The 23,163-nt window shown below is 45.5% G+C and carries 26 protein-coding genes; 11 read left to right on the forward strand and 15 right to left on the reverse strand.

The window, feature by feature from the left end; all coding sequences use genetic code 11:
• Window positions 1–55 precede the first annotated feature (55 nt).
• The gene (locus Q0307_RS03475; protein ID WP_298656620.1) at window positions 56–403 is read left to right on the forward strand and encodes a 4a-hydroxytetrahydrobiopterin dehydratase; all 348 of its coding nucleotides are present in this window, start codon (window positions 56–58) and stop codon (window positions 401–403) included.
• On the opposite strand, the gene Q0307_RS03480 is transcribed toward Q0307_RS03475, so the two are convergent.
• A complete protein-coding gene (locus tag Q0307_RS03480) occupies window positions 400–1,116 on the reverse strand; it encodes an alanyl-tRNA editing protein (RefSeq protein ID WP_298656623.1) in 717 nt (238 codons plus the stop codon). The two genes, Q0307_RS03475 and Q0307_RS03480, sit on opposite strands and share 4 nt — an antisense overlap.
• Before the next feature lie 186 nt (window positions 1,117–1,302).
• On the opposite strand from Q0307_RS03480, the gene Q0307_RS03485 reads away from it, so the two are divergent.
• Both Q0307_RS03485 and Q0307_RS03490 read left to right on the forward strand, forming a co-directional pair.
• Window positions 1,303–3,210, forward strand: coding sequence for an alpha-amylase family glycosyl hydrolase (locus Q0307_RS03485; protein WP_298656626.1), 1,908 nt, complete (start codon window positions 1,303–1,305; stop codon window positions 3,208–3,210).
• Between the two features lie 10 nt (window positions 3,211–3,220).
• Window positions 3,221–3,784 carry a hypothetical protein gene (locus Q0307_RS03490; protein WP_298656629.1) on the forward strand — a complete coding sequence of 188 codons (564 nt, stop codon included), beginning with the start codon at window positions 3,221–3,223 and terminating at the stop codon, window positions 3,782–3,784.
• A 32-nt stretch (window positions 3,785–3,816) separates the two neighbouring features.
• On the opposite strand, the gene Q0307_RS03495 is transcribed toward Q0307_RS03490, so the two are convergent.
• The 3 genes from Q0307_RS03495 to Q0307_RS03505 form a co-directional block, all read right to left on the reverse strand.
• The gene (locus tag Q0307_RS03495) at window positions 3,817–4,629 is read right to left on the reverse strand and encodes a DUF4424 family protein (protein WP_298656632.1); all 813 of its coding nucleotides are present in this window, start codon (window positions 4,627–4,629) and stop codon (window positions 3,817–3,819) included.
• Between the two features lie 102 nt (window positions 4,630–4,731).
• Complete coding sequence (locus Q0307_RS03500; protein WP_298656634.1) at window positions 4,732–5,637, reverse strand: endonuclease/exonuclease/phosphatase family protein; 906 nt, start codon at window positions 5,635–5,637, stop codon at window positions 4,732–4,734.
• Window positions 5,638–5,657: 20 nt separating this feature from the next.
• Complete coding sequence (locus Q0307_RS03505) at window positions 5,658–6,272, reverse strand: class I SAM-dependent methyltransferase (RefSeq protein WP_298656636.1); 615 nt, start codon at window positions 6,270–6,272, stop codon at window positions 5,658–5,660.
• Between the two features lie 170 nt (window positions 6,273–6,442).
• Here Q0307_RS03505 and Q0307_RS03510 point away from each other — a divergent pair, with 170 nt between their 5' ends.
• Entirely contained in the window at window positions 6,443–7,234 is a 792-nt protein-coding gene (locus Q0307_RS03510) for an MBL fold metallo-hydrolase (RefSeq protein ID WP_298656639.1), read from the forward strand.
• A gap of 14 nt (window positions 7,235–7,248) precedes the next feature.
• Here Q0307_RS03510 and Q0307_RS03515 read toward each other — a convergent pair whose 3' ends face one another.
• The 8 genes from Q0307_RS03515 to Q0307_RS03550 all read right to left on the reverse strand — a co-directional run bounded on the left by Q0307_RS03515 (window position 7,249) and on the right by Q0307_RS03550 (window position 14,648).
• On the reverse strand, window positions 7,249–8,160 hold the full coding sequence (locus Q0307_RS03515; protein ID WP_298656642.1) for an alpha/beta fold hydrolase: 912 nt from the start codon (window positions 8,158–8,160) through the stop codon (window positions 7,249–7,251).
• The gene (locus Q0307_RS03520) at window positions 8,157–8,909 is read right to left on the reverse strand and encodes an ATP-binding cassette domain-containing protein (RefSeq protein WP_298656645.1); all 753 of its coding nucleotides are present in this window, start codon (window positions 8,907–8,909) and stop codon (window positions 8,157–8,159) included. Before Q0307_RS03520 ends, Q0307_RS03515 begins: the two co-directional genes overlap by 4 nt.
• A gap of 2 nt (window positions 8,910–8,911) precedes the next feature.
• A complete protein-coding gene (locus tag Q0307_RS03525; protein ID WP_298656647.1) occupies window positions 8,912–9,655 on the reverse strand; it encodes an ATP-binding cassette domain-containing protein in 744 nt (247 codons plus the stop codon).
• A complete protein-coding gene (locus Q0307_RS03530) occupies window positions 9,652–10,395 on the reverse strand; it encodes an ABC transporter permease (protein WP_298656650.1) in 744 nt (247 codons plus the stop codon). The genes Q0307_RS03525 and Q0307_RS03530 overlap by 4 nt, the downstream gene beginning before the upstream one ends.
• Before the next feature lie 3 nt (window positions 10,396–10,398).
• Window positions 10,399–11,385, reverse strand: a complete 987-nt coding sequence (locus Q0307_RS03535) for an ABC transporter substrate-binding protein (protein WP_298656653.1) — start codon at window positions 11,383–11,385, stop codon at window positions 10,399–10,401.
• A gap of 107 nt (window positions 11,386–11,492) precedes the next feature.
• Window positions 11,493–12,296: an ABC transporter permease gene (locus tag Q0307_RS03540; RefSeq protein WP_298656657.1), complete on the reverse strand. Its 804-nt coding sequence runs from the start codon at window positions 12,294–12,296 to the stop codon at window positions 11,493–11,495.
• A 74-nt stretch (window positions 12,297–12,370) separates the two neighbouring features.
• A complete protein-coding gene (locus Q0307_RS03545; protein WP_298656660.1) occupies window positions 12,371–13,543 on the reverse strand; it encodes an ABC transporter substrate-binding protein in 1,173 nt (390 codons plus the stop codon).
• A complete protein-coding gene (locus Q0307_RS03550) occupies window positions 13,536–14,648 on the reverse strand; it encodes a beta-propeller fold lactonase family protein (protein ID WP_298656663.1) in 1,113 nt (370 codons plus the stop codon). The genes Q0307_RS03545 and Q0307_RS03550 overlap by 8 nt, the downstream gene beginning before the upstream one ends.
• 212 nt (window positions 14,649–14,860) lie before the next feature.
• On the opposite strand from Q0307_RS03550, the gene Q0307_RS03555 reads away from it, so the two are divergent.
• The 3 genes from Q0307_RS03555 (at window position 14,861) to mgrA (ending at window position 17,340) form a co-directional block, all read left to right on the forward strand.
• Window positions 14,861–15,316, forward strand: coding sequence for a tellurite resistance TerB family protein (locus tag Q0307_RS03555; protein WP_298656666.1), 456 nt, complete (start codon window positions 14,861–14,863; stop codon window positions 15,314–15,316).
• 157 nt (window positions 15,317–15,473) lie between these two features.
• Entirely contained in the window at window positions 15,474–16,202 is a 729-nt protein-coding gene (locus tag Q0307_RS03560; RefSeq protein WP_298656669.1) for a hypothetical protein, read from the forward strand.
• Between the two features lie 112 nt (window positions 16,203–16,314).
• Window positions 16,315–17,340, forward strand: a complete 1,026-nt coding sequence (mgrA, locus tag Q0307_RS03565; protein WP_298656672.1) for an L-glyceraldehyde 3-phosphate reductase — start codon at window positions 16,315–16,317, stop codon at window positions 17,338–17,340.
• 16 nt (window positions 17,341–17,356) lie between these two features.
• On the opposite strand, the gene Q0307_RS03570 is transcribed toward mgrA, so the two are convergent.
• From Q0307_RS03570 to Q0307_RS03580, 3 genes are all read right to left on the reverse strand, one after another.
• On the reverse strand, window positions 17,357–18,259 hold the full coding sequence (locus Q0307_RS03570) for a radical SAM protein (RefSeq protein ID WP_298656675.1): 903 nt from the start codon (window positions 18,257–18,259) through the stop codon (window positions 17,357–17,359).
• Window positions 18,260–18,321: 62 nt separating this feature from the next.
• Complete coding sequence (locus Q0307_RS03575; RefSeq protein WP_298656678.1) at window positions 18,322–18,882, reverse strand: sugar transferase; 561 nt, start codon at window positions 18,880–18,882, stop codon at window positions 18,322–18,324.
• Window positions 18,860–20,263: a radical SAM protein gene (locus Q0307_RS03580; RefSeq protein ID WP_298656681.1), complete on the reverse strand. Its 1,404-nt coding sequence runs from the start codon at window positions 20,261–20,263 to the stop codon at window positions 18,860–18,862. Before Q0307_RS03580 ends, Q0307_RS03575 begins: the two co-directional genes overlap by 23 nt.
• Window positions 20,264–20,441: 178 nt before the next feature.
• On the opposite strand from Q0307_RS03580, the gene Q0307_RS03585 reads away from it, so the two are divergent.
• From Q0307_RS03585 to Q0307_RS03600, 4 genes are read left to right on the forward strand one after another with little or no spacing between them, the layout of a single operon-like run.
• On the forward strand, window positions 20,442–20,765 hold the full coding sequence (locus Q0307_RS03585; protein WP_298656684.1) for a hypothetical protein: 324 nt from the start codon (window positions 20,442–20,444) through the stop codon (window positions 20,763–20,765).
• Window positions 20,766–20,770: 5 nt separating this feature from the next.
• Complete coding sequence (locus tag Q0307_RS03590; protein ID WP_298656687.1) at window positions 20,771–21,472, forward strand: prolipoprotein diacylglyceryl transferase family protein; 702 nt, start codon at window positions 20,771–20,773, stop codon at window positions 21,470–21,472.
• The gene (locus tag Q0307_RS03595) at window positions 21,465–21,773 is read left to right on the forward strand and encodes a hypothetical protein (protein ID WP_298656689.1); all 309 of its coding nucleotides are present in this window, start codon (window positions 21,465–21,467) and stop codon (window positions 21,771–21,773) included. Before Q0307_RS03590 ends, Q0307_RS03595 begins: the two co-directional genes overlap by 8 nt.
• Window positions 21,774–21,785: 12 nt before the next feature.
• Window positions 21,786–23,162, forward strand: coding sequence for a radical SAM protein (locus Q0307_RS03600; protein WP_298656692.1), 1,377 nt, complete (start codon window positions 21,786–21,788; stop codon window positions 23,160–23,162).
• Window position 23,163 lies beyond the last annotated feature (1 nt).

The following is a 23,163-nucleotide window of genomic DNA, read 5'->3' on the forward strand; positions in this document are numbered from 1 at the left end:
TCTTCAAGCTCCTATGTTTAACTAATGATGCCCGTTCAGTTATAGGAAGTGAAATATGTCTGAATCGCTAGTGAGCTCGAAAGCACTAAACAAAGAGGTATTAGCCGCCGCTTTAGGACAGCTACCTGATTGGCAGATAGTTAGCTCCAACTCACCTAAATACCCTAGCCAACAGTATCAGGAGCTTTATCGGAGTTTCAAATTTGAGAGTTTCGAGGCGGCGATGGGCTTTATGACGCAAGCCACTCCCATTATTAGCCAGCTTGATCATCATCTGCGTTGGGAAAATAATTGGCGCACCGTTGCGGTTTGGCTAACCACTTGGGATGCAGGACATCAAATTTCTAGTTTGGATCTTGAATTGGCTAAGCAATTAACGCTGCTGTACCAGAAACTCTCTTAAACCAAAGCCAACCGCACCCGCCGATTCAATTTGCCTTTCTTTTCAATTTTCGTAATCGTGACTTGGCCGATTTCACCAGTATGTTTTAAATGTGTGCCACCACAAGGTTGTAAATCCACGCCTTGCACATTAATTAAACGCACTCGACCCGAACCACGGGGCGGCTGCACTGACATAGTTTTCACCAGTTCAGGATTAGCGTCCAATTCAGCATCCGTGATCCAACTTTCACTCACGGGTAAATCTTGGTCGATTAAGGCTTGCAGTTGTGTGGTAATCTGATCTTTATCGAGAATCGAATCGGGAATGTCAAAATCCAAACGGCCTTCGCCTGCACTAATTGAGCCACCCGTGACCGCATAAGGCAGCACCACTGACAGTAAATGTAAAGCGGTGTGCACCCGCATGTGGCTATAACGAGTTGCCCAATCGAGCTGCATCTCGATTCTATCACCAACACTTGGCAGCGCATTATTTTCAGTGGGCAGATGCACCACGCGTGTATGGCTAGCATCCTCCCAAACGGTCGTGGCGATCATGATTTCTCGACCACTACTTAAGCGTAAAATACCTTTATCGCCGGGTTGCCCGCCACCAGTGGGATAAAACAGCGTGCGATCTAAAATGATCCCACCTTGTTCCGAGAGTGCGAGCACGTGAGCTTGGGCCGTGGTTTGATAGGCATCGAGGCGGAAGAGTAATTCGGTGCTCATAGGGTGGGAGATTCTTGAAATAGAAACAAAGACTAATATGACAAATAAAAGCGCCTAAAGAAAGCAAGTCTTGAAGCATTGAGTTATGGTTTGATACTGCGTTAATTATATAAGCTAGTGTGCTCATCAATTGCCCGCACGCTTGCCCCATGCTTTAATGCTCATCCAACCACAGGGAGAGGCATTATGCTGAATGAACAACAACAAACGCAGTTAGTCATCGATCGTCTGCGTAGCCAATGGTTAGCGAAACGTGCAAGTGCAAAAACTAAGGCAGATTGGCAGCCTTTTGAGCAGCGTTTGCAACAATATTTGCCAGCATTAATCAACGAATTAAGCAGTGTGTACGGCGAACGCGCCGACTTTCTGAGTTTCCTTGAGACCCTATTAAAAGCTGCCTATCACGCATGGCTTGAGCGTGCTCCAGCTTTAAAAGCGCAAGATGCAGAGCATGAGCATCACCCTGATTGGTTCACGTCCGAAACGATGGTGGGTGGGGTGTGTTATGTGGATTTATTCGCGGGTAATCTACAAGGTATCATTGCCAAAATACCGTATTTCCAAGAGCTAGGTTTGACCTATCTGCATCTGATGCCGCTGTTTAAATGTCCCGAAGGGCAGAGCGATGGCGGTTATGCGGTGAGTAGTTATCGGGAGGTGAATCCCAGCTTGGGTACGATTGAAGATTTGCGCGCGGTGGCGCAAGCGTTGAAAGCGGCAGGCATTACTTTAGTAGTCGATTTTATTTTTAATCACACTTCCAACGAGCATCATTGGGCGCAGGAGGCGGTGAAGGGTAATCCACACTATCAGGATTTTTATTATTTTTTCCCTGATCGACGTATGCCCGATGCCTATGATCAAACCGTGCGCGAAATCTTCCCTGATCAGCATCCGGGTGCATTTTCGCAGTTGGCGGATGGGCGCTGGGTGTGGACGACGTTTAATAGTTTTCAATGGGATTTGAATTACAGCAATCCAGCCACCTTCACCGCGATGGCCGAAGAAATGCTGTTTATTGCCAATCTTGGCGTGGATATTTTGCGCATGGATGCGGTAGCCTTTATTTGGAAACAACTCGGTACCGATTGTGAAAATCTGCCCCAAGCACATGCCCTGATTCGTGCTTTTAATGCGGTGGCACGTATTGCTGCTCCGAGCTTATTATTCAAATCTGAAGCGATTGTCCATCCTGATAAAGTGGTGCAATACATCGCCCCGAATGAATGCCAACTTTCCTATAACCCCTTACAAATGGCCCTCTTGTGGAATTCACTCGCTACCCGTGAAGTCAATCTGCTCCAACAAGCTTTAGAGCGTCGCCACAATCTGCCTGCACATACCGCTTGGGTGAATTATGTGCGCTGTCATGATGATATTGGCTGGACGTTTGCGGATGAAGATGCTGCCGAGTTTGGTATTAATGGTTTTTTCCATCGCCAGTTTTTGAATCAGTTTTATGTGAATCGCTTTGCGGGTAGTTTCGCACGTGGTGTGCCTTTTCAAGATAATCCAGTGACTGGGGATTGTCGTATTAGTGGTATGTGCGCAGCTTTGGTCGGCTTGGAACAGCATGATCCATTAGCGATTGACCGCATTATGTTACTCCATAGCGTGGCCTTGAGTTCGGGGGGGGTACCTTTGATTTATCTGGGTGATGAAGTGGGCACGCTGAATGATTACGGTTTTGCTCAAGATCTCCATAAAGCTGATGACTCGCGCTGGGTACACCGCCCGCCCGCCGATTTAGTACGTTATGAACAGCGCCACGATCTACAAACTGATGCAGGTAAGGTGTTTAAGCGCTTACTGCATTTAATTCAACTACGCAAAAACACACCTGCTTTGGGGGGTACACAGTTAGTGACGTTTAATGCGCGTAACCCGCATGTTTTGGGTTATTGGCGTGGGGAGCAAGAGCGCGTCTTAGTGTTGGCGAATTTCAGTGACCATGCCCAAGGGGTGAATGCTTTAACACTTTCCGCCTTACCCAATAGAGTACTTGATCTAATTAGTGGTGAGACGGTCTCGGTGGTAAATGGTGTAAAGCTTGAGCCCTATCAGTTTATGTGGCTGAGTATGTCGAACAGCTAAACTGTCTAGCGTGAGCGAGTCTAAGTTGGGTAAAATGATGCATAACTATGCTTTATTATGGATGTTATTTCTGGTCTTACCTGTTTGGGCAGATGACTTTGCTATTGAGAACATTCGCCAAACCTATACGCAAATCCATAGCTCACTACCTAGCCTTAAAGCCTCTGAATTTGAGTCAGGATTGCAAAGTACTGAAGGTGTTCAGGCTGTAAAACACCAAGATCAACAAGGAAAAATTAAGCTCATCAAACTGACTGTGTTTGGTGAAATGGGCAATAACCTTAGCGAATACTATTATCAAGATCAGCAAGTAGTATTTGTTTTAACTAGCGAGCGCCGTTATAACGCACCTATTTATCTAAATGCTACTAAAGCTAAAGAATTAGGCATAGCAGCGTTTGATCCAAAGAAAACGACTCTCACGGAAAACCGTTATTATTTCAAAGCAGAGCAATTGCTCCGCTGGTTGGATAATAATAAATATCCTATCAAATCAAGCGAGCCGCGTTTTAAGCGAGAGGCTAAGCGCGTATTGAGTGAAAGTAAAAAATTATTAACTAAAGCTAAAAATTAACAGAAAAAGCAAATTATGAATCCTTTATGTATTTAGCTCCCCAAACTATAAGGCTTCAAATAAAGAATATGCAGATCTTTTGTTGGGGTGAAGTTGGTCTTTTCCATCACAAAAGTTCTCGCGTCAATCTTTTTTACACCTGAGCCGCAAAAGCTTAGTTTCTCGTTAGGATCAGATTTTTTCACCGTCAATTTGAATTTGCCGATCGGGCCTTTCCAATTTGCACCGGTGGTAAGGATATATTCGATGACATCAGTGGATACTTTGTAGTTAGTTTTTTCCAGTTGCTTCATCCAGCTTTGCAAATCCTGATCAATACAGAATTTACCACTGGCTTCATCTTGCATGCCGTATTCGACTGAACCACCTACACCCGGTGTATATTCATGCACAACAGAAACGATCTTTTTCGCTGGAAAAGTTTGCATCCAATGATGAGTAATTTTGTGCGCATAAGCTTGCACATCCTTATCAAAACGTTTTTTATCTTCACTTTCAAACGGCTGTTTTTTGCCATCGATGGTCACCGAAAATTTCAGAATATTTTTATCTTTTGGCAAGGTTTCTTCGGTGTAATAAGGTATAGAGGAACCATCGGCTTCTAAAATAACTTCAGGCAAAGGAAAAGCTACGCGGGTGGTAATCGGTTTATCACTGGAGTTATAGAATTGATAAGCCACTCGGATTTTGTCTTTGCTGATGAACAAATCTTCTGCCTGCATCACAATATGCTCAGATTTGGTAAAGACTAAACCACCTACACCAAATGCAGCAGTAGAGTCATTAGCAGAAGCAGTCGATGCTGCAAATAGAGCTAAACAGCTAGCTAGAAAAACTGGACGCATTTGAGATTCCTCGCCATTATTGTTGTTACTAAGATACCCATAATAGACCATTAAAGAGGTGATTAGTGCTAGAGCCATTGAACTATCTTTGCCCAGTCGTTTTTATAAGCTAAGTTCGACGATAATAGGATAATGGTCGGAGCCAATATTAGACCCGATGCGAGTAGTCAGTAATTGCCAATGCGAGCTTGCTAAAACTTGATCAATCGGAATTCCTATGATGCCTCTAAGTTTAGTAGGCCAAGTCGGCAACAGGCTCACACTGCGATAATAACCTCGCTTGGCTAAGCCCTGAAAAGCACTCGACCACGGTGTCGCATTGAAATCACCCGCAATGATACGCGGTTGCTGATGGGGTGGTTTAGTCAAATCCTGTAGCAGTTGATCCCGTACTCGATAGGCTTGCTCACTCACTGGTGGTAAAGGATGAAAGCCTACCAGTTGAAACGGTTGGCTAGCTTGCACTTGAGTACGTATGTGCTCGATGCCAAGGCTATCCGTAATGATCTGCGTCTCGCTTAAAGCAAAGCGTGACAAAATAGCCATGCCAAAAGCGCCTGAGCGTGCTTGTAGAATTTGATGCGGGTACGCTGTCCAAGTTTTTACAGGCGCTAAATGCTGCGGTGAAAACTCTAGAAGCACAATCACATCCGGTTGTTCTTGATCGATGAGAATTTTCAGGCGGTTCAAATCAGGATTATCTAAATATACATTGCTGCTAAGAATTTTGAAGGTATGGGTATGAGTGGTAGTCGAACTCAAAACAGGTGAAGCGGTAACCAAGGGTAAAGCCAGTGTAATCAAAGCCAGCAGCCACCATTTTTGTTGGCTAGCTAAAAATAAAATACTCAGTACGAGCAGCAAGCCATATAACCATTGCCAATGACTAGCCAGATCTAAAAGCCATGCTAGCTTGGGGACGCTTTCTGTAAACAAGGGCGTGAGTAATGGGCTAGTTAAGCCCAAAAAGCTAGCTAGCAATAATAAAATACTGAGTATTTTTAGCATGATGAGAAACTCGAAATTGTTTATTCGACACGGCAATAACAGTAGAGGAATTGTTGTGTCATACCGGTAGGCGTTTGGTGCTTAACGGTTAGGCTATCGAGTAGCCGAAAGGTCGCACCAAATTCATGATGTAAGCTGTGGCTGTCATAGCGCATCACCTCCAAACCACTACATTGCTTAGGCCCCTCAGTACCAAAAGTGGCCATAATTACATGCCCATTGGGTTTAACCGCATGCAAGACCTGTTGTACATAACGTTCACGTTGGGCTTTTTCAGTAAGGAAATGAAACACAGCTCGATCATGCCAAACATCCAAGGATTGCGGCGCAAATTCTATCTCTAAAATATCTCCAACCAACCACTGAACTTGCTTAGCTTGCTCACCTAAACGAGTTTGGGTAATTTCCAAAGCTTGCTTAGAAATATCCAGCATACTTAGCTGTCTATAGCCAGCGGCTAATAAATCATCCGGTAAAGTCGAAGCCCCTGAGCCGACATCTAAAATCCTAGCTTGTGTGCTCGGTGCAAGGCGCTTGATCAATTGCAAAGAAGTTTCCAGATGGGGTGCGTACCAACTGACTTGTGCAGAGTCTTTAGTGTGATAAACCGTTTCCCAGTGTTGATGTGTGTTCATTCTGTGGTAGCGACTTGTTTTATTTAAACTCAGTCGATTGTGGTGAGTTAGTTAACTCTTTGCAAGTACAGCTAAGCTTTGATAGGCCTTCATGTGATTAAAGTTTGCTTATTCGACTAGACTCAAGTTGCAATCTAATTAGGTTTTTACTTAAATTTCAGGAGTTGAATGTGATTTTTCGACAATTATTTGAAAAAGATTCCAGTACTTATACCTATTTACTGGCCTGTGAAGTTACAGGGCAGTGTGTGTTAATCGACCCAGTGATTGATACGGTAGAGCGCGATTTAAGAGTACTGCAAGAGCTTGGTTTAAAGCTCACTTACACCCTAGAAACGCATATTCATGCTGATCATTTAAGTGGTGGGAAAAAGCTGCGTGAATTCACAGGTTGCCAAATTGCCGTGCCGGCTTTAGATCAATTAGCATGTGCGGATATTGGTGTGCAGGAAGGTAGTCCGTTTCAGGTAGGGCAATTAACTCTACATCCTTTATTTACCCCCGGTCACACCAGCACGCATCATGCGTATTTATTTGCTAATGGCATGCAACAAGTCTTATTTACCGGAGATGCCTTATTGATTGAAGCCTGTGGGCGTACTGATTTTCAGTCGGGTGATGCACAGGCTTTATATCGCAGTGTGACTGAAAAATTCTTTAGCCTACCTGATGAGACTTTGGTGTACCCTGCGCATGATTATGAAGACCGCCAACTCAGCACGATTGGTCAGGAGAAACAGCGCAATCCACGCTTAGGCAATGGTAAAACAGAGGCTGAGTTTGTCGGGATTATGCAGGGCTTAAATCTGCCTTATCCGCGCAAAATTGATTTTGCAGTACCAGGTAATCAGCTCTGCGGGCAATGTCCTGATACTGTGCCCGAGCAGTATAGAGGGCCTTGTGATCTAATTGAGTTACCGGCTGATCTAAGGCGGGCTTACTGGTTGGGTGATCAAGGGTAGTATTTCAATAAGCTCTAGGTTTGAAGCTGCAGATAGAGTTGTTTTGCGAGGTGCTTTAAGCCTAGTTGTAGGTTATTTTCATAAATCCCATGCCCAGCCTCAACCACTAGCAATTGATAATTCTTAATATATTCCCGCAATAACTCTGCACTCTCAAGCCGACAGACTTGATCATATTTGCCATGCACCGTTAGCACCGGAGTAGCACCTAATTGATCTAAGTTATTCAATACGCCATTTACGGGTAAGAAAAATCGATTCGCCGCGTAATGTGCATAAACACGCATTCGTGCAATACGTGGAAACCAAGTTTGTGGGTCAGAATTAAAACTAGGTGTACCGGTCTGCATAATAGCCGCTTCCCACGCATCCCAAGCTAAAGCAGTTTGATAAGCGCTTTCTGGCTCTGCCTGTAGGCGCTCTAACAAGACACTGGCAGGATCGGTGTGGTAATAAATTTGTAAGGAGGCTAAGAGCGCTTGATAAGCTGCCGGAAACTGTTTACTCGCCCCATCTGTCAGGGCAAACCAGTTCCAATCTTCGTGCCGTGCTAAAAAAACGCCGCGTAATAGCACCCCTAAACTGCGTTCAGGAAAGCGTTTGGCATATTCCAAGGCCAAGACCGTGCCCCATGAGCCACCATAAATTACCCAACGCTCAAGCTGTAAATGCGTGCGTAAATGCTCCATATCCGCGACTAAATCGGCAGTAGTATTGGCTTCAATACTGCCCAAAGGTGTCGATTGCCCGCAGCCACGTTGATCCAGTTGAATAATCCGAAAACCTTCGGGATACAGCAGATTGGCTTGCACTGGATTACAGCCTGAACCAGGGCCACCATGCATAAATAGCAGTGGAATGCCTTGCGGATTGCCAGATTCAGCAAAGTAAAGCGTATGGCCGTGATCAACGCTGAGCCTACTCATAAACGCGCGACTTTAGCCTCCATTCCGCGTGTTTCGCCAGAAAGTTTGAAGAAGGCATCCAATAAGCTGGCAGCATTGGTTTGAGCAATCAATTGCGCTGGGCTGTCTTGCGCGAGTAGCTTGCCTTTATGTAACACCAAGACTTGTTTTGCAGCTTCGGCCTCGTCGATTAAGTGAGTCGCCCACAGTACACACAAGTTCTGCTGGTCACAGAGTTGATGCACATAAGCCAAGAGTGTAGCGCGAGATGCAGGATCGAGGCCAACGGTAGCTTCATCCATTAATAACAACTTCGGTTCGGTCATTAAAGCGCGTGCAAGTTCAACTTTGCGCCGATTGCCACCGCTTAAAGCGCGGCAGGGTGTGCTCGCAACTTCGCTTAATTCGAGTTGTGCTAACACCACTTGGCTACGGGTTTTGATTACGGCTTTATGCATACCATGCAATTTGCCGTGGAAGTCTAAATTAGTTTGCACGCTTAAATCTAAATCGAGGGCAGTTTGTTGAAACACGACACCCATTTGGGCTAAAGCCGCCGGTAAATCTTTTTTGATGGCTAGGCCATTGAGCACAATTTCACCTTGGTCGGGTGCGAACAAGCCTGTCAGTAGTTGGAATAGGGTGCTTTTGCCTGCACCATTGGGCCCGAGTAGCGCATAAAAGCCGCTGTCTAGTTCAAAGCTCACTTGCTGTAAGGCTTGCACCGAGCCATAGGATTTGCTTACTGATTGTACGCTAAGCGTCGCCATGTTTATTCCTTTGCCAAAGAGCCAGACAGCAGTTGCGGGTAGTGTTGCAATAATTGATTTTGCAGGCTTTGTAAATCGCTAGTAATCGCCGAATGTGGACGCGCTAAAGGTACAGGATAATCCAAAATCACTTGTGCAGGACGGCTGGAGAAAAACAGAATCCGATCCGCTAATTGCAAAGCCTCATTCAAACTGTGCGTGACGAATAATACGGTCGGGCGTGTGCTCTGCCATAATTGCATTAAGAGTTGACGTAGATCTTGCGCAGTTGGCTCATCCAAGGATTGAAAGGGTTCATCCATGAGTAGCAATTGCGGCTGTGTCACAAAAGCACGCACTAAAGCCACGCGGCGCTTCAAACCGCCCGATAATTGTTTGGGGAAAGCCGCGCGAAATTCGTTTAAACCCAGTTGCTGTAATAAGTTATTCATGCGTACAAAACGCTCACTATCTGCTTGCAAGGGGGGGGCATCCAGTACTAAACGAATATTATTTTCCACACTCAACCAAGGCATTAAACGGGGTTCTTGAAACATATAGCTCAAAGCATTACGCGGTGCTTGAATCTGGCCTTGAAAATCAGTTTCTAAGCCCGCAATCATATTTAAGAGCGTGGTTTTGCCGGTTCCTGAAGGGCCGACTAAAGCGACAAATTCGCCCGCTTGCACTTCAAATTGCACATCACGCACCGTTTGCACGCCATTCGCAAAGGTCTTATCGCGCAATTCAACTTGCAAAAAATTCATTCGCGCCACCGATTTAAGCGTTTTTCTAAGGGGCGCAAAAATAGTGCTTCGAGCATTAAAATTAAAGTCACAAAAGCAAAGGTATAAGCCAGAATACCTTTAATATCAAAGTAGTGAAAATAGTTACCCAGTTGAAAGCCGATTCCATTACTACGCCCTAGTAACTCGACCACCAGTACAATCTTCCAAATTAGGGCTAAGCCATTGCGCGCCGCCGCAAACAGATAAGGGTAGAGCTGCGGCCAATACACTCGCCAAAAACGCTGCAGGGAGGATAAGCGATATACCTGCGCGACTTGCAATAAATCTTTATCAATGGCACGCGCGCCTTCGCGCAAAGTCACCACTACCATCGGAATTTTATTGATTGCCACTGCTAAAATCGCTGCCGTTTCACCTAAACCCAGCCAGATATAGCAGAGAATAATGGTGACTAAAGCAGGAATATTCAGGCCAATAATCACAAGGGTATCGAGCCATTCATTCCAGTGTGCACGGCTACCCATCAGAATGCCAATGCCTACGCCAATCAACATGGCGAGACTGAAGCTGGCAATCACTCGACCTAAAGTTGCACTCAGGTGAGTAAATAAATCACCTGCTAAAATTTGCTCCCAAAGAGTCAATAAGACCGCACTAGGAGTTGGCAGATAACGACTTTGCAGCCACCATGCGAGCACTTGCCAGATCAGCACAAAGCTGATCAGCACGAGCACACGTGGCTGGAACAAAACTTTCATCAATTAAGGGCAGGCTGGCAAGCTAAAACCGGAGTAAAACACACCTTGTGGCAATTCTTTCAGCTCACCGACTAAATCTTTGCCGCCTAATTCGGCTAAGAGTTTAAAAGTTTGGATGGCAGCCATTTGTTGTTTTTCGCCAAAGCAAACAGGTATACCGGCACGGAAAGCATCACGGAGGGCAGTGAAGATGCTATCTTTATCCGCTTTCATTTTTGGGCGAATTCGCGCCCATTCTTCATCGCTATCTTGCATGACTTTTTTGGTGGCATAGGAGGCAGCTAAAAAGCCTTTAGCGGCAGCTTCATGGTCTTTTGCCCATTTTTCACTAAACACCCAGCCAATCATTGGTAGGTCTTTTTGAATACCTAAACCTTCCAAGACTTGCGGCACGGTGATCACCGTTTGTAAACCATCCTCTTGCAAACGTGCAGCGAAATTCCAGAAATTTAAGACGGCATCCAGCTCGCCTTTCTGCATCACTTCATTCAATAAGGGGGGAGCACCGTACTGAATCTCTGCTTCTTTGGCGAGGTCAATTTTTTCCTGTTGTTGAGCATAGGCACGTAATAACAGCCAACTTTTATCTTTAGCGCCACCGGCAACACCGAGTTTTTTACCTTTTAAATCAGCGAGAGTCTTAATATTTGCTTGCGGGCTAGCGAGCATGCTGCCGACCGCAGTGGAGTAGGGGAATAACACGTGATCTTGTCCTGCTGCGCGTTGTTGCGCGACCCAAATCCAGTCAGTGACGACGATATCGACTGAACCTCCCAATAAAGCCACAGTGGCGGCATCTGCTGAGGCGACGGGTACGACTTCTAATTCAAATTTATTCGCTGCATCCAGTTTATGCTCTTTCATCACGTCCAATTCCCAGTTCACCGTGCCAAACTCCAAGACACCGACGCGTACTTTGTCTACAGCATACGCAAATGGAGAAAGCAAGGTGAGGGCGAGGCTAAGAGCGAGTAGGCGTAAATAATTCATTGTAATTTCTCCATAATTCGGTAGCACTAGGCAGCGGTTAATGATGGGCAGAGCCTGTGCAACAGGGATACGATACTGGAATGTGCATAGACATATTCACCGCACAGCTAGGCCTGACGGGTTCGTTGAATGAGGCCACGTTGAGGATCATAACCCCAAACGGCGAGCAAGAAAAAAATACCTAAAGCGCCCAATACGACCAAAGAGGAGAGGAGATTCAATTGGCCGTAAAGGGCAAACCGGATCATTTCAACCGCATGGGTGAAGGGGTTGAAACTAGCTAGATAATAAACCCACATCGCGCCCGATTCTTTCAATTTCCACAAAGGGTAGAGTGCAGTGGAAATAAAAAACATCGGGAAGATCACGAAGTTCATCGTGCCTGCAAAATTCTCAAGTTGGCGAATGGAAACTGATAGCAATAAGCCCAAAGCGCCAAGCATTAAACCAGCTAGTACGAGTGTTGGAAAAGCCGTGATCCAACCGAACCACGGAATATCCACACGAAACACCAGACAGAGAACAAGAAAAGCATAAGCTTGTAGCACCGATAATAAAGTACCCGCCACTAGTTTACTAAATAGCAAAAACCACCGGGGTTGTGGTGCGGTGAGCAAGAGGCGCATTAGGCCCATTTCGCGGTCATACACCATCGCCAGCGACGACTGCATCCCATTGAATAGTAGTACCATCCCCAATAAACCGGGTACGACATACACTTGGTATTCAATATAAGTTTCGTAAGGAGGAATAATCGACACGCCAAAGATATTCTGGAAGCCTGCTGCAAACACGACCAGCCAGAGTGCAGGGCGCACTAAAGCCGATAGTAAACGTCCGCGCTGATGCCAGAACTTAATTGTTTCACGTTGACAGATGGCCACTAAGGCGGGCCAATGTCGGGTTGCCATACCCTCTCTCCTCTAAACTCGTCTAGTTTATTGATAGCCTAATTTTTTAAGGCGGCTACCAACTTTTTGCCAACCTAGAATTTACATTTGCTCTCAGGTTTATCGAAGCCAAGTGCATCTAAATTATTTGTTTGATGCAGAAAACCCTCTAGGGGAGCACGCTCAACGACCCAATTATGGGTCGCCAATAATAAGGGTTGACGTAATTGATTATCCCAAGGGCGGAAGTTAAGGCGATTGCCTTTGAAACCATCTAACACTAGGTCTTCACTGTGTAGATGTTTGCTCAAAACCGTAAAATCACGGCTTTGGGTACGCTGTACCGCTTCAGCAATGGCCTTAACAGCCATCCACGCTGCCCAATCGGCATCGCGCATAGGGCGACTAGCCTTATCCTCAAAGCGATTTTCTAATTGAGGAGCACCATGTCGTTCCCAAGCCCAATGCCAAGCTACGGGAGCTAAGCCTTCAGCGCCAACCACCAATTGCGGTTTAATGCTGGCATAAGGTACACCACGTGCAAATTCGCCTTGGGTATCAGCAATAAAAATCACATCATAATCTGCATCAGCCGTCAGCAAGCTAATATTATTCTGGTCACGTTGGCGCGGATCATTACCTAAAGCAAAGGGGCGATCTTCATCAATATCTAAGCCATAACGCTTAGCAGAGCGTTTAAAGGCTTGATTCAATTCCAGATCGTCTGCACCTTGCCCACTTAATACTAAGATTTCTTTCCATTTGCGAAACACTAAATATTGCGCAAGAGCATCGGTGAGCATGGCGTAGTTCGGAGTAATGTGTAGCAGGTGTGCTTGGCATTGCTCTTGGCGCAAGCGGTCTTCACGTGCTGATACATTGAACAAAATCAGGTTTTGGCCTTTAGTTGCGGTAGCGATTTCATGTACGGCATCAGCGGGTAAATCCAACAGGAAGAATTGTACACCCTTGGCGTGCATCTCTTTTAAGCTAGTCAAGAGAGCAGCATGATCTTTACCCTTAACCTGCTCCAACTTAAAAGTCGCGCCAATCCCCGAGGCGTGAAATTTACTTTCTTTTAAGGCAACTTCAGCACCGGCATAGGGTCGCCCCAGTGAACCCAGCAAATAGCGCGCAAAGCTTTGCTTTTTGCTATAACGTGCGTCTTTTTCCAATTGTAAGTAGCCAATCGTGAAATCATCAGCATAGCTAGGCATTGCCCAAGCAATACACATGACTAACAGTAGCTTGATTACGTGGCTAATCATCAACTAACACCGTATGAGGGACACGCGCAATCGGTACGGACTTCAAAACTTTACGGCTTGGAACATCAATCACTGACATATCATCGCTCAAGCCGTTAATCACAAAGAGCAGGCTATCATCTTTGTTCAAGGTGGTATTCCACGCACGTTTACCGACTAAGACATAATCTGTGACTTTGCGGCTCGCCACATCGACAAAAGCGACATGATTAGCACGACCTAAAGCAACTACTGCTGTTTTTCCATCTTTATTGAGGGTAATGCCAACCGGAGTCACGTCTTCAGTGCGAAATTTGGGCGGGAGGAAGTTAATGGTTTCAGTGAGTTTATTAGTGGCAAGATCAATGATAGAGACTGAACTACTGAGTTCATTAGAAACCCAGAGTTCTTTTTGATCGGGCGTTAAAGCAAAGCGGCGTGGGCGATTACCGACTACAATGTTGGCTTTGATTTCTTTGCTGGCGGTATCAACCACATGTACAGTGTTAGCAACTTCGGAGGTGACATAGGCAGTTTTGCCATCAGGGCTTACCAGAATACCTTCTGGTTCTTCGCCAACTTCGACGGTGGTCATGCCGGGAAGTTTTTCACCTTCTTCTTCCCCCCCGGCTTCATCATCGGCAGCATCGTCCTCTGCTTCTGAGCTTGCTCCCTCAGGAGCCGCTTCAGCCACTTTTAAATCGGGTTTGCCTTCACGTTTAGCGAAATACTCATCCAAATTGAGAATACCCAAAGCACCATCATCTTCCAGTGAGATATACATGATCTTGCCATCAGCACTTAGATCGAAGAGTTCGGGATCATCAATTTCACCAATCCGATCCACTAATTCGAGCTTTGCCACATCAATCACATCAATCGCATTACCATCACCGGCTGCTGCATAAATCTGGGTTTTATCAGCATTGAATTGCAAATGACGCGGACGCGCCTCAGTACCAATGCGCTTGATGACTTCGTAGGTTTTGCCATCTAAAACAGTGATATTGTTATCTTTTTCGCTGCTGATAAATAAGTAGCCAGTGCCTTTAGCGTACACAGGTAATGTGCAGGTAGTAATCAAACTCGCTAAAAAAATTTGGCGCGATAGACTTTTGTGCATCATTGACTCTCCTCTAGATATGCAGATGTAGATTAGAGCATATACCAGTTGGAAAAAGGTTGGGAAAACTAATGATAAATTTATTCAATAGATGTACGGGTGGTCTAGATTTCAAGCTTTGGAGTTTTGCCATGCTGACTGTCACGGTTATTCGTACTCCTAGCTGTTTTATGGTATCAAAGGCTGATTAGTCTTAATAATCAGGAAACTGTCTCATGTCCTTATTTGATAGCTTTAAACAAAAAGTACAAGAAGCTCGTGGTCAACTGACGGCTGAAGTCGGTAAATATCGTAATCGTGAATTCATGGAAGCCTGTGTAGCGGGCTGCGCTTTAGTCTCGGTTGCTGATGGCAATATCAATTCAGAAGAAAAGCAAAAAATGATGAAGTTCATCCAACAATCGGATGAACTCAAGGTGTTTGATACTAAAGAAGTCATCGACTACTTTAATAAGATTAATAGCAATTTCGACTTTGATTTTGAAATTGGTAAGGCAGAAGCTTTAAAAGTCATTGGTAAGTTGCGTGCTAAACCCGAGGCGGCGCGTTTGATGGTGCGTGTCTGTATCGCGATTGGTAATTCAGACGGCTCCTTCGATCTGAAGGAAAAGCAAATGGTGCGCGATATTTGCGCTGACTTAGGTATTCCTTCTGACGGCTTCAACCTCTAACTTGTCTCATCAAACAAGAAGGGTATTACGCCCTTCTTGCGCATATTTAGCCTTAGCGCCTTGCTGATTAAATAGCAGGGTTTTCTTGTGCTTTCTCCTTGTTTAGCCCTAACTAGTCAGGTAGTTTAATCACTTCAATCTAGCGAGGGTTTTATCTATGAAGGTTCTCTTCTCAGCAACACCGGCTGCAGTGGCTGCTTTATTCTCTACAGTCATTTCTCTGTCGTATAGCCCAGTCATCAGCGCTGAAGAATTTGGCGATGGCGTGGAAACACGTCCGGTTAAATGCTTATTGGAGGTCAAAGGTAAAACTTATCTGACAGGAACCTGTAAATATGATGTCGATGCAGATGGTTCTTTCCGTTTGTATGGCAAGCAATATTTTGTCTATTTGAATACCTTTGAAAAGAATAAGGCTGAAGCATCTTGGAATGCTTCTCCACAAAGTACGCATGCGCAAGCGCCTTTAGGTGAGCTAAAGCGGGAGGGTGCGTGTTGGGTGAATAAAACCACTAAGATTTGCGCTTCGGATCAAGCTCCTAAACCTGCAACAGCGGAGGCTAGTATTCGCGTTAAGTTTGCGCCCGGTGCAATGAGTGCAGTAGTGAACGGTAAACTGAGTAACTACAAGGATCAGGAAACTTATTTGCTAGAGGTGCGTAAAGGTCAAACTCTGCAGGTCGAGCAGCTAAATCCGGGTAATCAGCGCGTCACCCTAGGCATCACTGCGCCCAATGGGGAAGATGCGAGCGATATGGATTTATCCTGCAATAATAAGAAAACGGTCAATCCCACGTTAGCAGGGGATTACAGCATTAGCGTGCACGAATGTATGAAAGCGGATGAGTGGAAAGGCAATTTCAAATTGAAGATCACTGTGAAATAAGCACTCAATCATTAGGCTTTTGCCACCCTAGAGACAGCTTAATAGCAACTAGGGTGGAATCGCGCCATAATCAGGCAAAACCGACTCTATTCGACCGTTAGGAGTGCATTCTATGGTGTATCAAGCTGAGGCTAAGCGTTACGACTCCATGCCTTATCGCCGCTCAGGGCGTAGTGGCTTGCGTCTACCGCTGATTTCGATTGGACTATGGCATAATTTTGGCGGCACGAGTTCGCTAGAGTTAGGCCGTGCTATGTTGCGGCGTTCCTTTGATTTAGGGATTACTCATTTCGATTTGGCGAATAATTATGGCCCACCCCCCGGCTCGGCAGAGTCCGCGTTTGGCAAATTGCTGCAACAAGATTTTCGCCCTTATCGTGATGAGCTGATTATTTCCACTAAAGCGGGTTATGATATGTGGCCGGGGCCTTATGGCGAGTGGGGTTCGCGTAAATATTTGCTGGCCAGTCTTGATCAAAGTCTCAAGCGCATGGGCTTGGATTATGTGGATATTTTTTATTCGCATCGTTTTGACCCTGATACTCCTTTAGAGGAAACGATGGGTGCGTTGGATACTGCAGTGCGTCAAGGTAAGGCTTTGTATGTGGGAATTTCTTCCTATTCACCGGCTAAAACGCAGGAAGCCGTCGCTATTTTGCGGCAAATGGGTACGCCTTGCCTGATTCATCAACCGTCTTATTCGATGCTCAATCGTTGGATTGAAGAGGCACTACTTGATACTTTGCAACAAGAAGGCATGGGCTGTATTGCATTCTCGCCCTTAGCGCAGGGCTTGCTCAGCGATAAATACTTACAAGGCGTACCAGAAGGGTCACGCGCTAGCAAAGGTGGTTCATTCTTAGGCGAGTTTTTAAGTGAGCAGAACTTAAAAATGGTCGCTGATCTGAATCAAGTGGCGGCTGAGCGTGGGCAATCTTTAGCGCAAATGGCCTTGGCTTGGGCTTTGCGCGATTCGCGTATGACCTCGGTCTTGATTGGAGCAAGCAGTGTGCAGCAGATTGAAGAGAATGTCGCTGCTTTGAATAATTTAGCGTTTAGCACTGAGCAATTAGCGCGAATCGATCAAATTGCTCAGGATGGTGGGATTAATCTCTGGGCTAAGTCGAGCGCGCATTAAGCAATCATTTGCCGGTTTAGCCCCCATAAACTGGCAAATGCCAATTCGGCCCTTGGCTGTGTGCATATGCGACGGCTTGCTGGATTTGGGCAAGTAGTTTCGCTTTGTCCTTACCTAAAGCACCTTTCAGCACCAAATTATTAGAAATATGATCACTACGGAAAATCGTTTGTTTTAATTCTAAATGCTGAATAAACGTCTGCATTTCAGTGAATAAATCCAAAGTAGAGCAGGGCGTATAGTCTTCACCGAAAATCTCGGTAAAACGCCGCTCGCCATAACGGAAGAATAAAGCCAAAGTCGCGAGGTATTCTGGCTGGGTGGCGTTAATTAATTCGGCCGAAGCTAGCGCATGCTGTTCACTATACTGCTTGCCGCCTAAGCCATTAATAATCATCACTGAAGTTTTAATTCTCGCAGCCTTAAGCTTTAAAATGGCATCCCGCGTGCTGGCAAAGGTTTCGCTTTTTTGTACTTTTTGCAGCACTGTATCATCGCCACTTTCCGCACCAATATAAACCAAGCTTAAACCTAATTCGCGTAAGGTTTGTAATTGCTCTGGCGTTTTATTAGCAATATTCTGTGGTAGGCAATAGGAAGAAACGCGGCTCACACTGGGTAAATAAGTACGAATTGCTTGCAAAATCGCTTCAAGGCGACGGAAAGATAAAACCATCGCATCACCATCGGCTAAGAAAATGCGCCGTACGCCTTGCAAGCTCTCACCACAGCGCTGAATTTCAGCTAAGACTTCCGTTTCAGGGCGCGGCTTAAACTTTTTCTGCGGCTGGGTATACATCTCGCAAAACGAACATTGATTCCAACTACAACCATTGGTGACTTGCAGAATCAAAGAATCCGCTTCGCTGGGTGGGCGGAACAGAGGCTCGATGTAATGGACGGGGGTGGTGAAGTACATAAGGGTTACCTTGGCAGATGAGCATCATTACTATAGTGAAGCTGAGGTGAGCTATGCAATATTCAGTTGATTCCGGTTGTCGGTCTGTGCATCAACCACCCTCGCACCCGCCGTTTTCCCAACACATTCACTGCCAATGACCACAGCACCACGCGCGTATCTAGCCACCACGACATTTGCGCTTGATACACCTGATCCATATGCCATGACACCTTCGCACTACGCCCACCATATAATTGTGCTAAGCCGGTAATGCCGGGTTTAATCGCCCAACGTTTCGCGTGATAGACATCATCCCAGCCAAGGCGCAGCACATCCGCTTGAGTCAAAGGCCGTGGGCCTACCACACTCATATCGCCTTGTAGAATATTTAAAATCTGTGCTAATTCATCCAAGCCCGTTTGACGCAAAAACTGACCGCTTTTAGTCACCACTTCATTCTGCATAGTACGGAACTTATAGATAGAAAACGGCTGCTTGTGTAAACCTAAACGCTGCTGGCGGAATAAAATCGGGCGACCATCCAAAATCCAAATGCTTAAAGCAATCAGCCCTAAGACCCAGCCTATCAGGATTAAACCGACCACGACAGCTAAGCCATCAAAGCACTTTTTCCAGAACATCTCGATTCCTTGGTTTGGGTTGAGGTGTGCGCCCGTCTAACACAGTTTCTAGGACTTGAAGCATCGGGCTGAGTAGCTGGTGTTGAATCATGAAATTCCACACAGGCTCGGCTTTTTTCCAGCCTGCGCTATAGGCAAAATGACGTAAGCGTTGATTGAAAGCAGCATGATTTTGACTGGCTTTAGCAATATTCGCCCAACTATAAAACGCTTGATAAGCCCAATCATAACCTTCTTTCAGTTGGGTGCGGCTCATGCTTCTAGGTTCAAACACGACATGGCGAGTGTTGTATAAGTCCCAATCCTGAGTAATGAGCCGCCCTTGTGCCTGCATCTGCTGATAATATTCCGTACCCGGATAGGGGGTCGCGATATGAAAGGTCGCGGTCGTTAAACCTTGTGCTACTGCCCAATCCACGGTGCGCTCAAATACATCTGGGGCGTCACCATCTAGTCCAAAGACAAAGCTGCCATTGATTTTAATACCCAAGCTATCGAGGCGTTGAATCGCTGCTGCATAATCGCGCCCCAAGTTTTGGGCTTTATTAGAAAAGCTCAAACTATCTGCCGCTAGCGATTCAAAACCAATGAAAATACTCCGCAACCCAGCGTCTGCGGCTTGCTCAATCAAGTTACCTTTCAAGATGGCATTCACGGTAGAAGCACCTTGAAATAGCCGCCCCATACCGCGCATCCCACTAAATAATTGGCTCGCAAAGCGCGGATCACCGAGCAAATGATCATCCAGAAAATACAAATGTTTACCGGGTAAGCGCTCAATTTCCGCCAGAGCAGCATCAACTTTTTGGGTATAAAACGAGCGTCCGTGCTCAAAAAACGCATCCTTATAACAAAAACTACAGTGATAGGGGCAGCCGCGACTCACTACGATGGAATTAGGTACTAAGTAGTGCTGGCGTTTAATTAGATCACGTCGAATTGGCGGCAAAGTTGCCAGCGTGCGTAAGGTCGATTGATAACGCTTTTGAGGGGTTCGCTTATGAAAATCAAGTAGAAATTGTGGGAAGGTATCCTCCCCTGGCCCTAGAAAAATCGAATCGGCATGTAAAGTGGCTTCATCGGGTAAAGAGGTGACATGCAAACCACCTAAACAGACATAACAGCCTTTAGCACGATAATGATCAGCAATTTGATAAGCACGTTTAGCGCTGGTGATATAGACCTGAATGATCACTAAATCAGGGCAATCATCGGTGTGTAAGGTTTCCACATGCTGATCGACTAGCTCAATCTGATCGCTAGGGTCTAAGTAGGCGGCTAAAGTGGCTAAGCCCAAAGGTGGAAACAGTGAATATTTAATCGGTCGCCAATCCGGTGAACCCGCTTCTTGAAGCGAGGGAAGAATGAGTTTGACGTGCATAGCGCTGGCTCAGTAGTACGATGAACAGAAGTTTGAGCGCTAGCTTTGCAAGGGGTGTGCAGGGGATTTGGAATTGTGGCGGGGATTTGGTGGAGAAACCATTTCATTCTAATCAAGTGTTATACTGCTGTTATAAGCCAGCTTGTTTAGTCCAAAATCAATAGCGCGAGCCATATTTATGTCTGAAAATATCTATCCTATCGGTTTAAGCATTTTGTTCTGGTTCTTGTGGATTGTCGGTTTAGCGGTCTTGTTGCTGTTTGGATTCTTTACGCTAGCGACTGCTACTGATGCTAAAGTCATGGCGATTTGGAATGGCCTAGTGGTTTTAGTAGAAGGTTTTTTGCTGTTCAACACTGGCTTGCATTTCGTGCGTAAGGCTATGCCGTTGCCGAAATTGTTGTTATGGATTGCTGTGGCAGCGATTGCAATACCCTTCGTTGCTTTTGGTGGCTGCTTCATGTTGGAGAGTATGAGCTTTGGCCTACGTTTTGCTGGTTAAGTGGTATGTTTATCCACCTGCTTTTTGATCTACTCGCGCTTCTCAGTGGCGTGTTGATGAGCGTTTGGTTTCGGCGCAAATACGGTTTACAGCGTCCGGCGGGTGTCACACAAGAGTCTCAACATCATTATTATTTGCTCGCACTGCTCTTCGGTTTAATCGCTGGCAGTATCTTATTTGGTACTTTGAACTTGCATTGGTCTGGGCAAACAGGCGTGGCAAAAAGCATGCTTGGTGGGGTATTTGGGGCAATTGTCAGTGCTGAGGTTTTTAAATATTTTGCAGGGATTCGCCAGTCGACTGGGCTTTATTTTGTGCCCGGCTTGATGGTTTTGATTGCGGTGGGGCGTATCGGTTGCTTTCTGGCAGGTTTGGAGGATTTCACCTATGGGATTGAAACGACTCTGCCTTGGGGTGTGGATTTTGGGGATGGTCTCAAGCGTCATCCGGTACAACTTTATGAAACGTTGATGATCCTCGTTGGCTTACTCATCCTGCTCGTCAGTTATCCTAAGCATCCTCATTTTTGGCAGGCACAAGGTTTTTATATTTTCGTCTTGTTCTATGCAGGGCAACGGTTTTGGTGGGAAAACCTCAAGCCTTATTCAGCGGTTTTCGGCACGGTTAATCTTTTCCAGTTGTTATGTTTGGGCTTAGTCGGCTACGCTGTACTCATGCTCATCACCCTAAGGAAAAATCATGGTTGATCCTACACAAGTACCCACCAGCTATGTGCGCTCCATGAGTGATCAAGTGGCATTTTGGATATTGTGGGTGTTATTACTGATACCAGCAATTGTTCTGCTGATAATGGCCGTGGGTAGTGGCGGATTTAGCATTATTCTCTTACCACTATTGGTTCAACTGGTGATTCATGGCTTGGCGCTGAAATGGTTTTTAGAATTAGCTAAGCCCATGTCTAAAGTATTACTGATGCTACTAGGTGGTACAGGTTTACTGTATTTTCTATCCTTTAGTGGCTGTGTCCTTCTGCTTTTCACCGCTTAGAGACTGATTGCTTTGAGTAATAAAGTTCGCCCTTACATTTTTTATGGTCACACCCAATCACTCTGCGAAGAATGTCTGGCGGTGGTGCCGACCAAAATTCTTTTTCAAAATGAGAAGGTTTATTATCAAAAGCGCTGTGCTGAGCATGGGGTGCAAAAAACCTTAGTCTCTACCGATATCGAATATTTCAAGCGTTGCAAAGAATATCTCAAGCCGGGCGATATGCCGAGCCAGTTTCAAACCGCGATCAATAAGGGATGCCCACATGATTGTGGTTTGTGTCCTGATCACGAGCAGCATTCTTGCTTAGCTCTGTTTGAAATTATTGATGAATGTAATATGCGCTGTCCGGTGTGTTTTGCCAATTCTGCCCCGGGTTTAGGCAATCCGCGTAGTATGGAACAGATCGAAACCATGCTACAAACCTTATTGGCTAGTGAGCAACAACCGGACTTAGTGCAAGTTTCTGGTGGCGAACCCACTTTACATCCGCAACTCATGCCGATTTTGCGTCGTCTTAAAGCTAGCCCGATTCGGCATTTAATGCTCAATACTAATGGGATTCGTCTTGCACGTGATCCACATTTAGTTGAAGAGTTAGCCAGCTTAAAACCTGGTTTTGAAGTGTATTTGCAATTCGACTCTTTAAAAGCCGCAGCCTTACAGAATATTCGCGGGCAAGATATGCGTAATATTCGCCGTCAAGCTTTGGAGAAATTAGAACAGTATAATATTTCCACGACATTAGTTTGTGTAGTGCGCAAAGGCGTGAATGACGACGAAATCGGTGACCTGATTCAATTCGCCCAGCAATGGAAATGTGTACGCGGCATTACTTTTCAGCCGGTACAAGATGCTGGACGCAATGAAGACGGCAAGCTAGCGAATCGAATGACCTTAAGTGAAATTCGCACCCGTATTATTGAAGCAGATAATCCATTTGGCGATACGGATATGATTCCCTTGCCTTGTCATCCTGAAAATATTTCTATTGGGTATGGCATTCGTATGGATGAAAAAATTATTCCGGTCACGGGTTTATTGCCGCGTGAGGAGTTACTCAAAGGCGTTGATAATACGATCACTTTTGAGAAGAGTGCTGGCTTAAAAGAAACTTTCTTTAAGCTATTTTCGCTTGATGCTTGTAGCGAGCAAACCACTGAAAAATTAGAAACCTTACTCTGTTGTTTGCCTAAGATTCAAAGCAATGGCGGCCTTACTTACGATAATGTCTTTCGCATTGTGATCATGTCGTTTATGGATAAATACGATTTTGATCTAGGCTCAATCAAACGTTCCTGTACGCACTTTGTCGAGCCAAATGGCAAGATTTATCCGTTTGATACTTGGAATTTGTTTTATCGGGAGAGAGTACGTTCAGGCTATTAAT

Origin of the sequence: uncultured Thiothrix sp. (genome assembly GCF_937873765.1) — a bacterium.
Classification (GTDB): Bacteria; Pseudomonadota; Gammaproteobacteria; order Thiotrichales; family Thiotrichaceae; genus Thiolinea.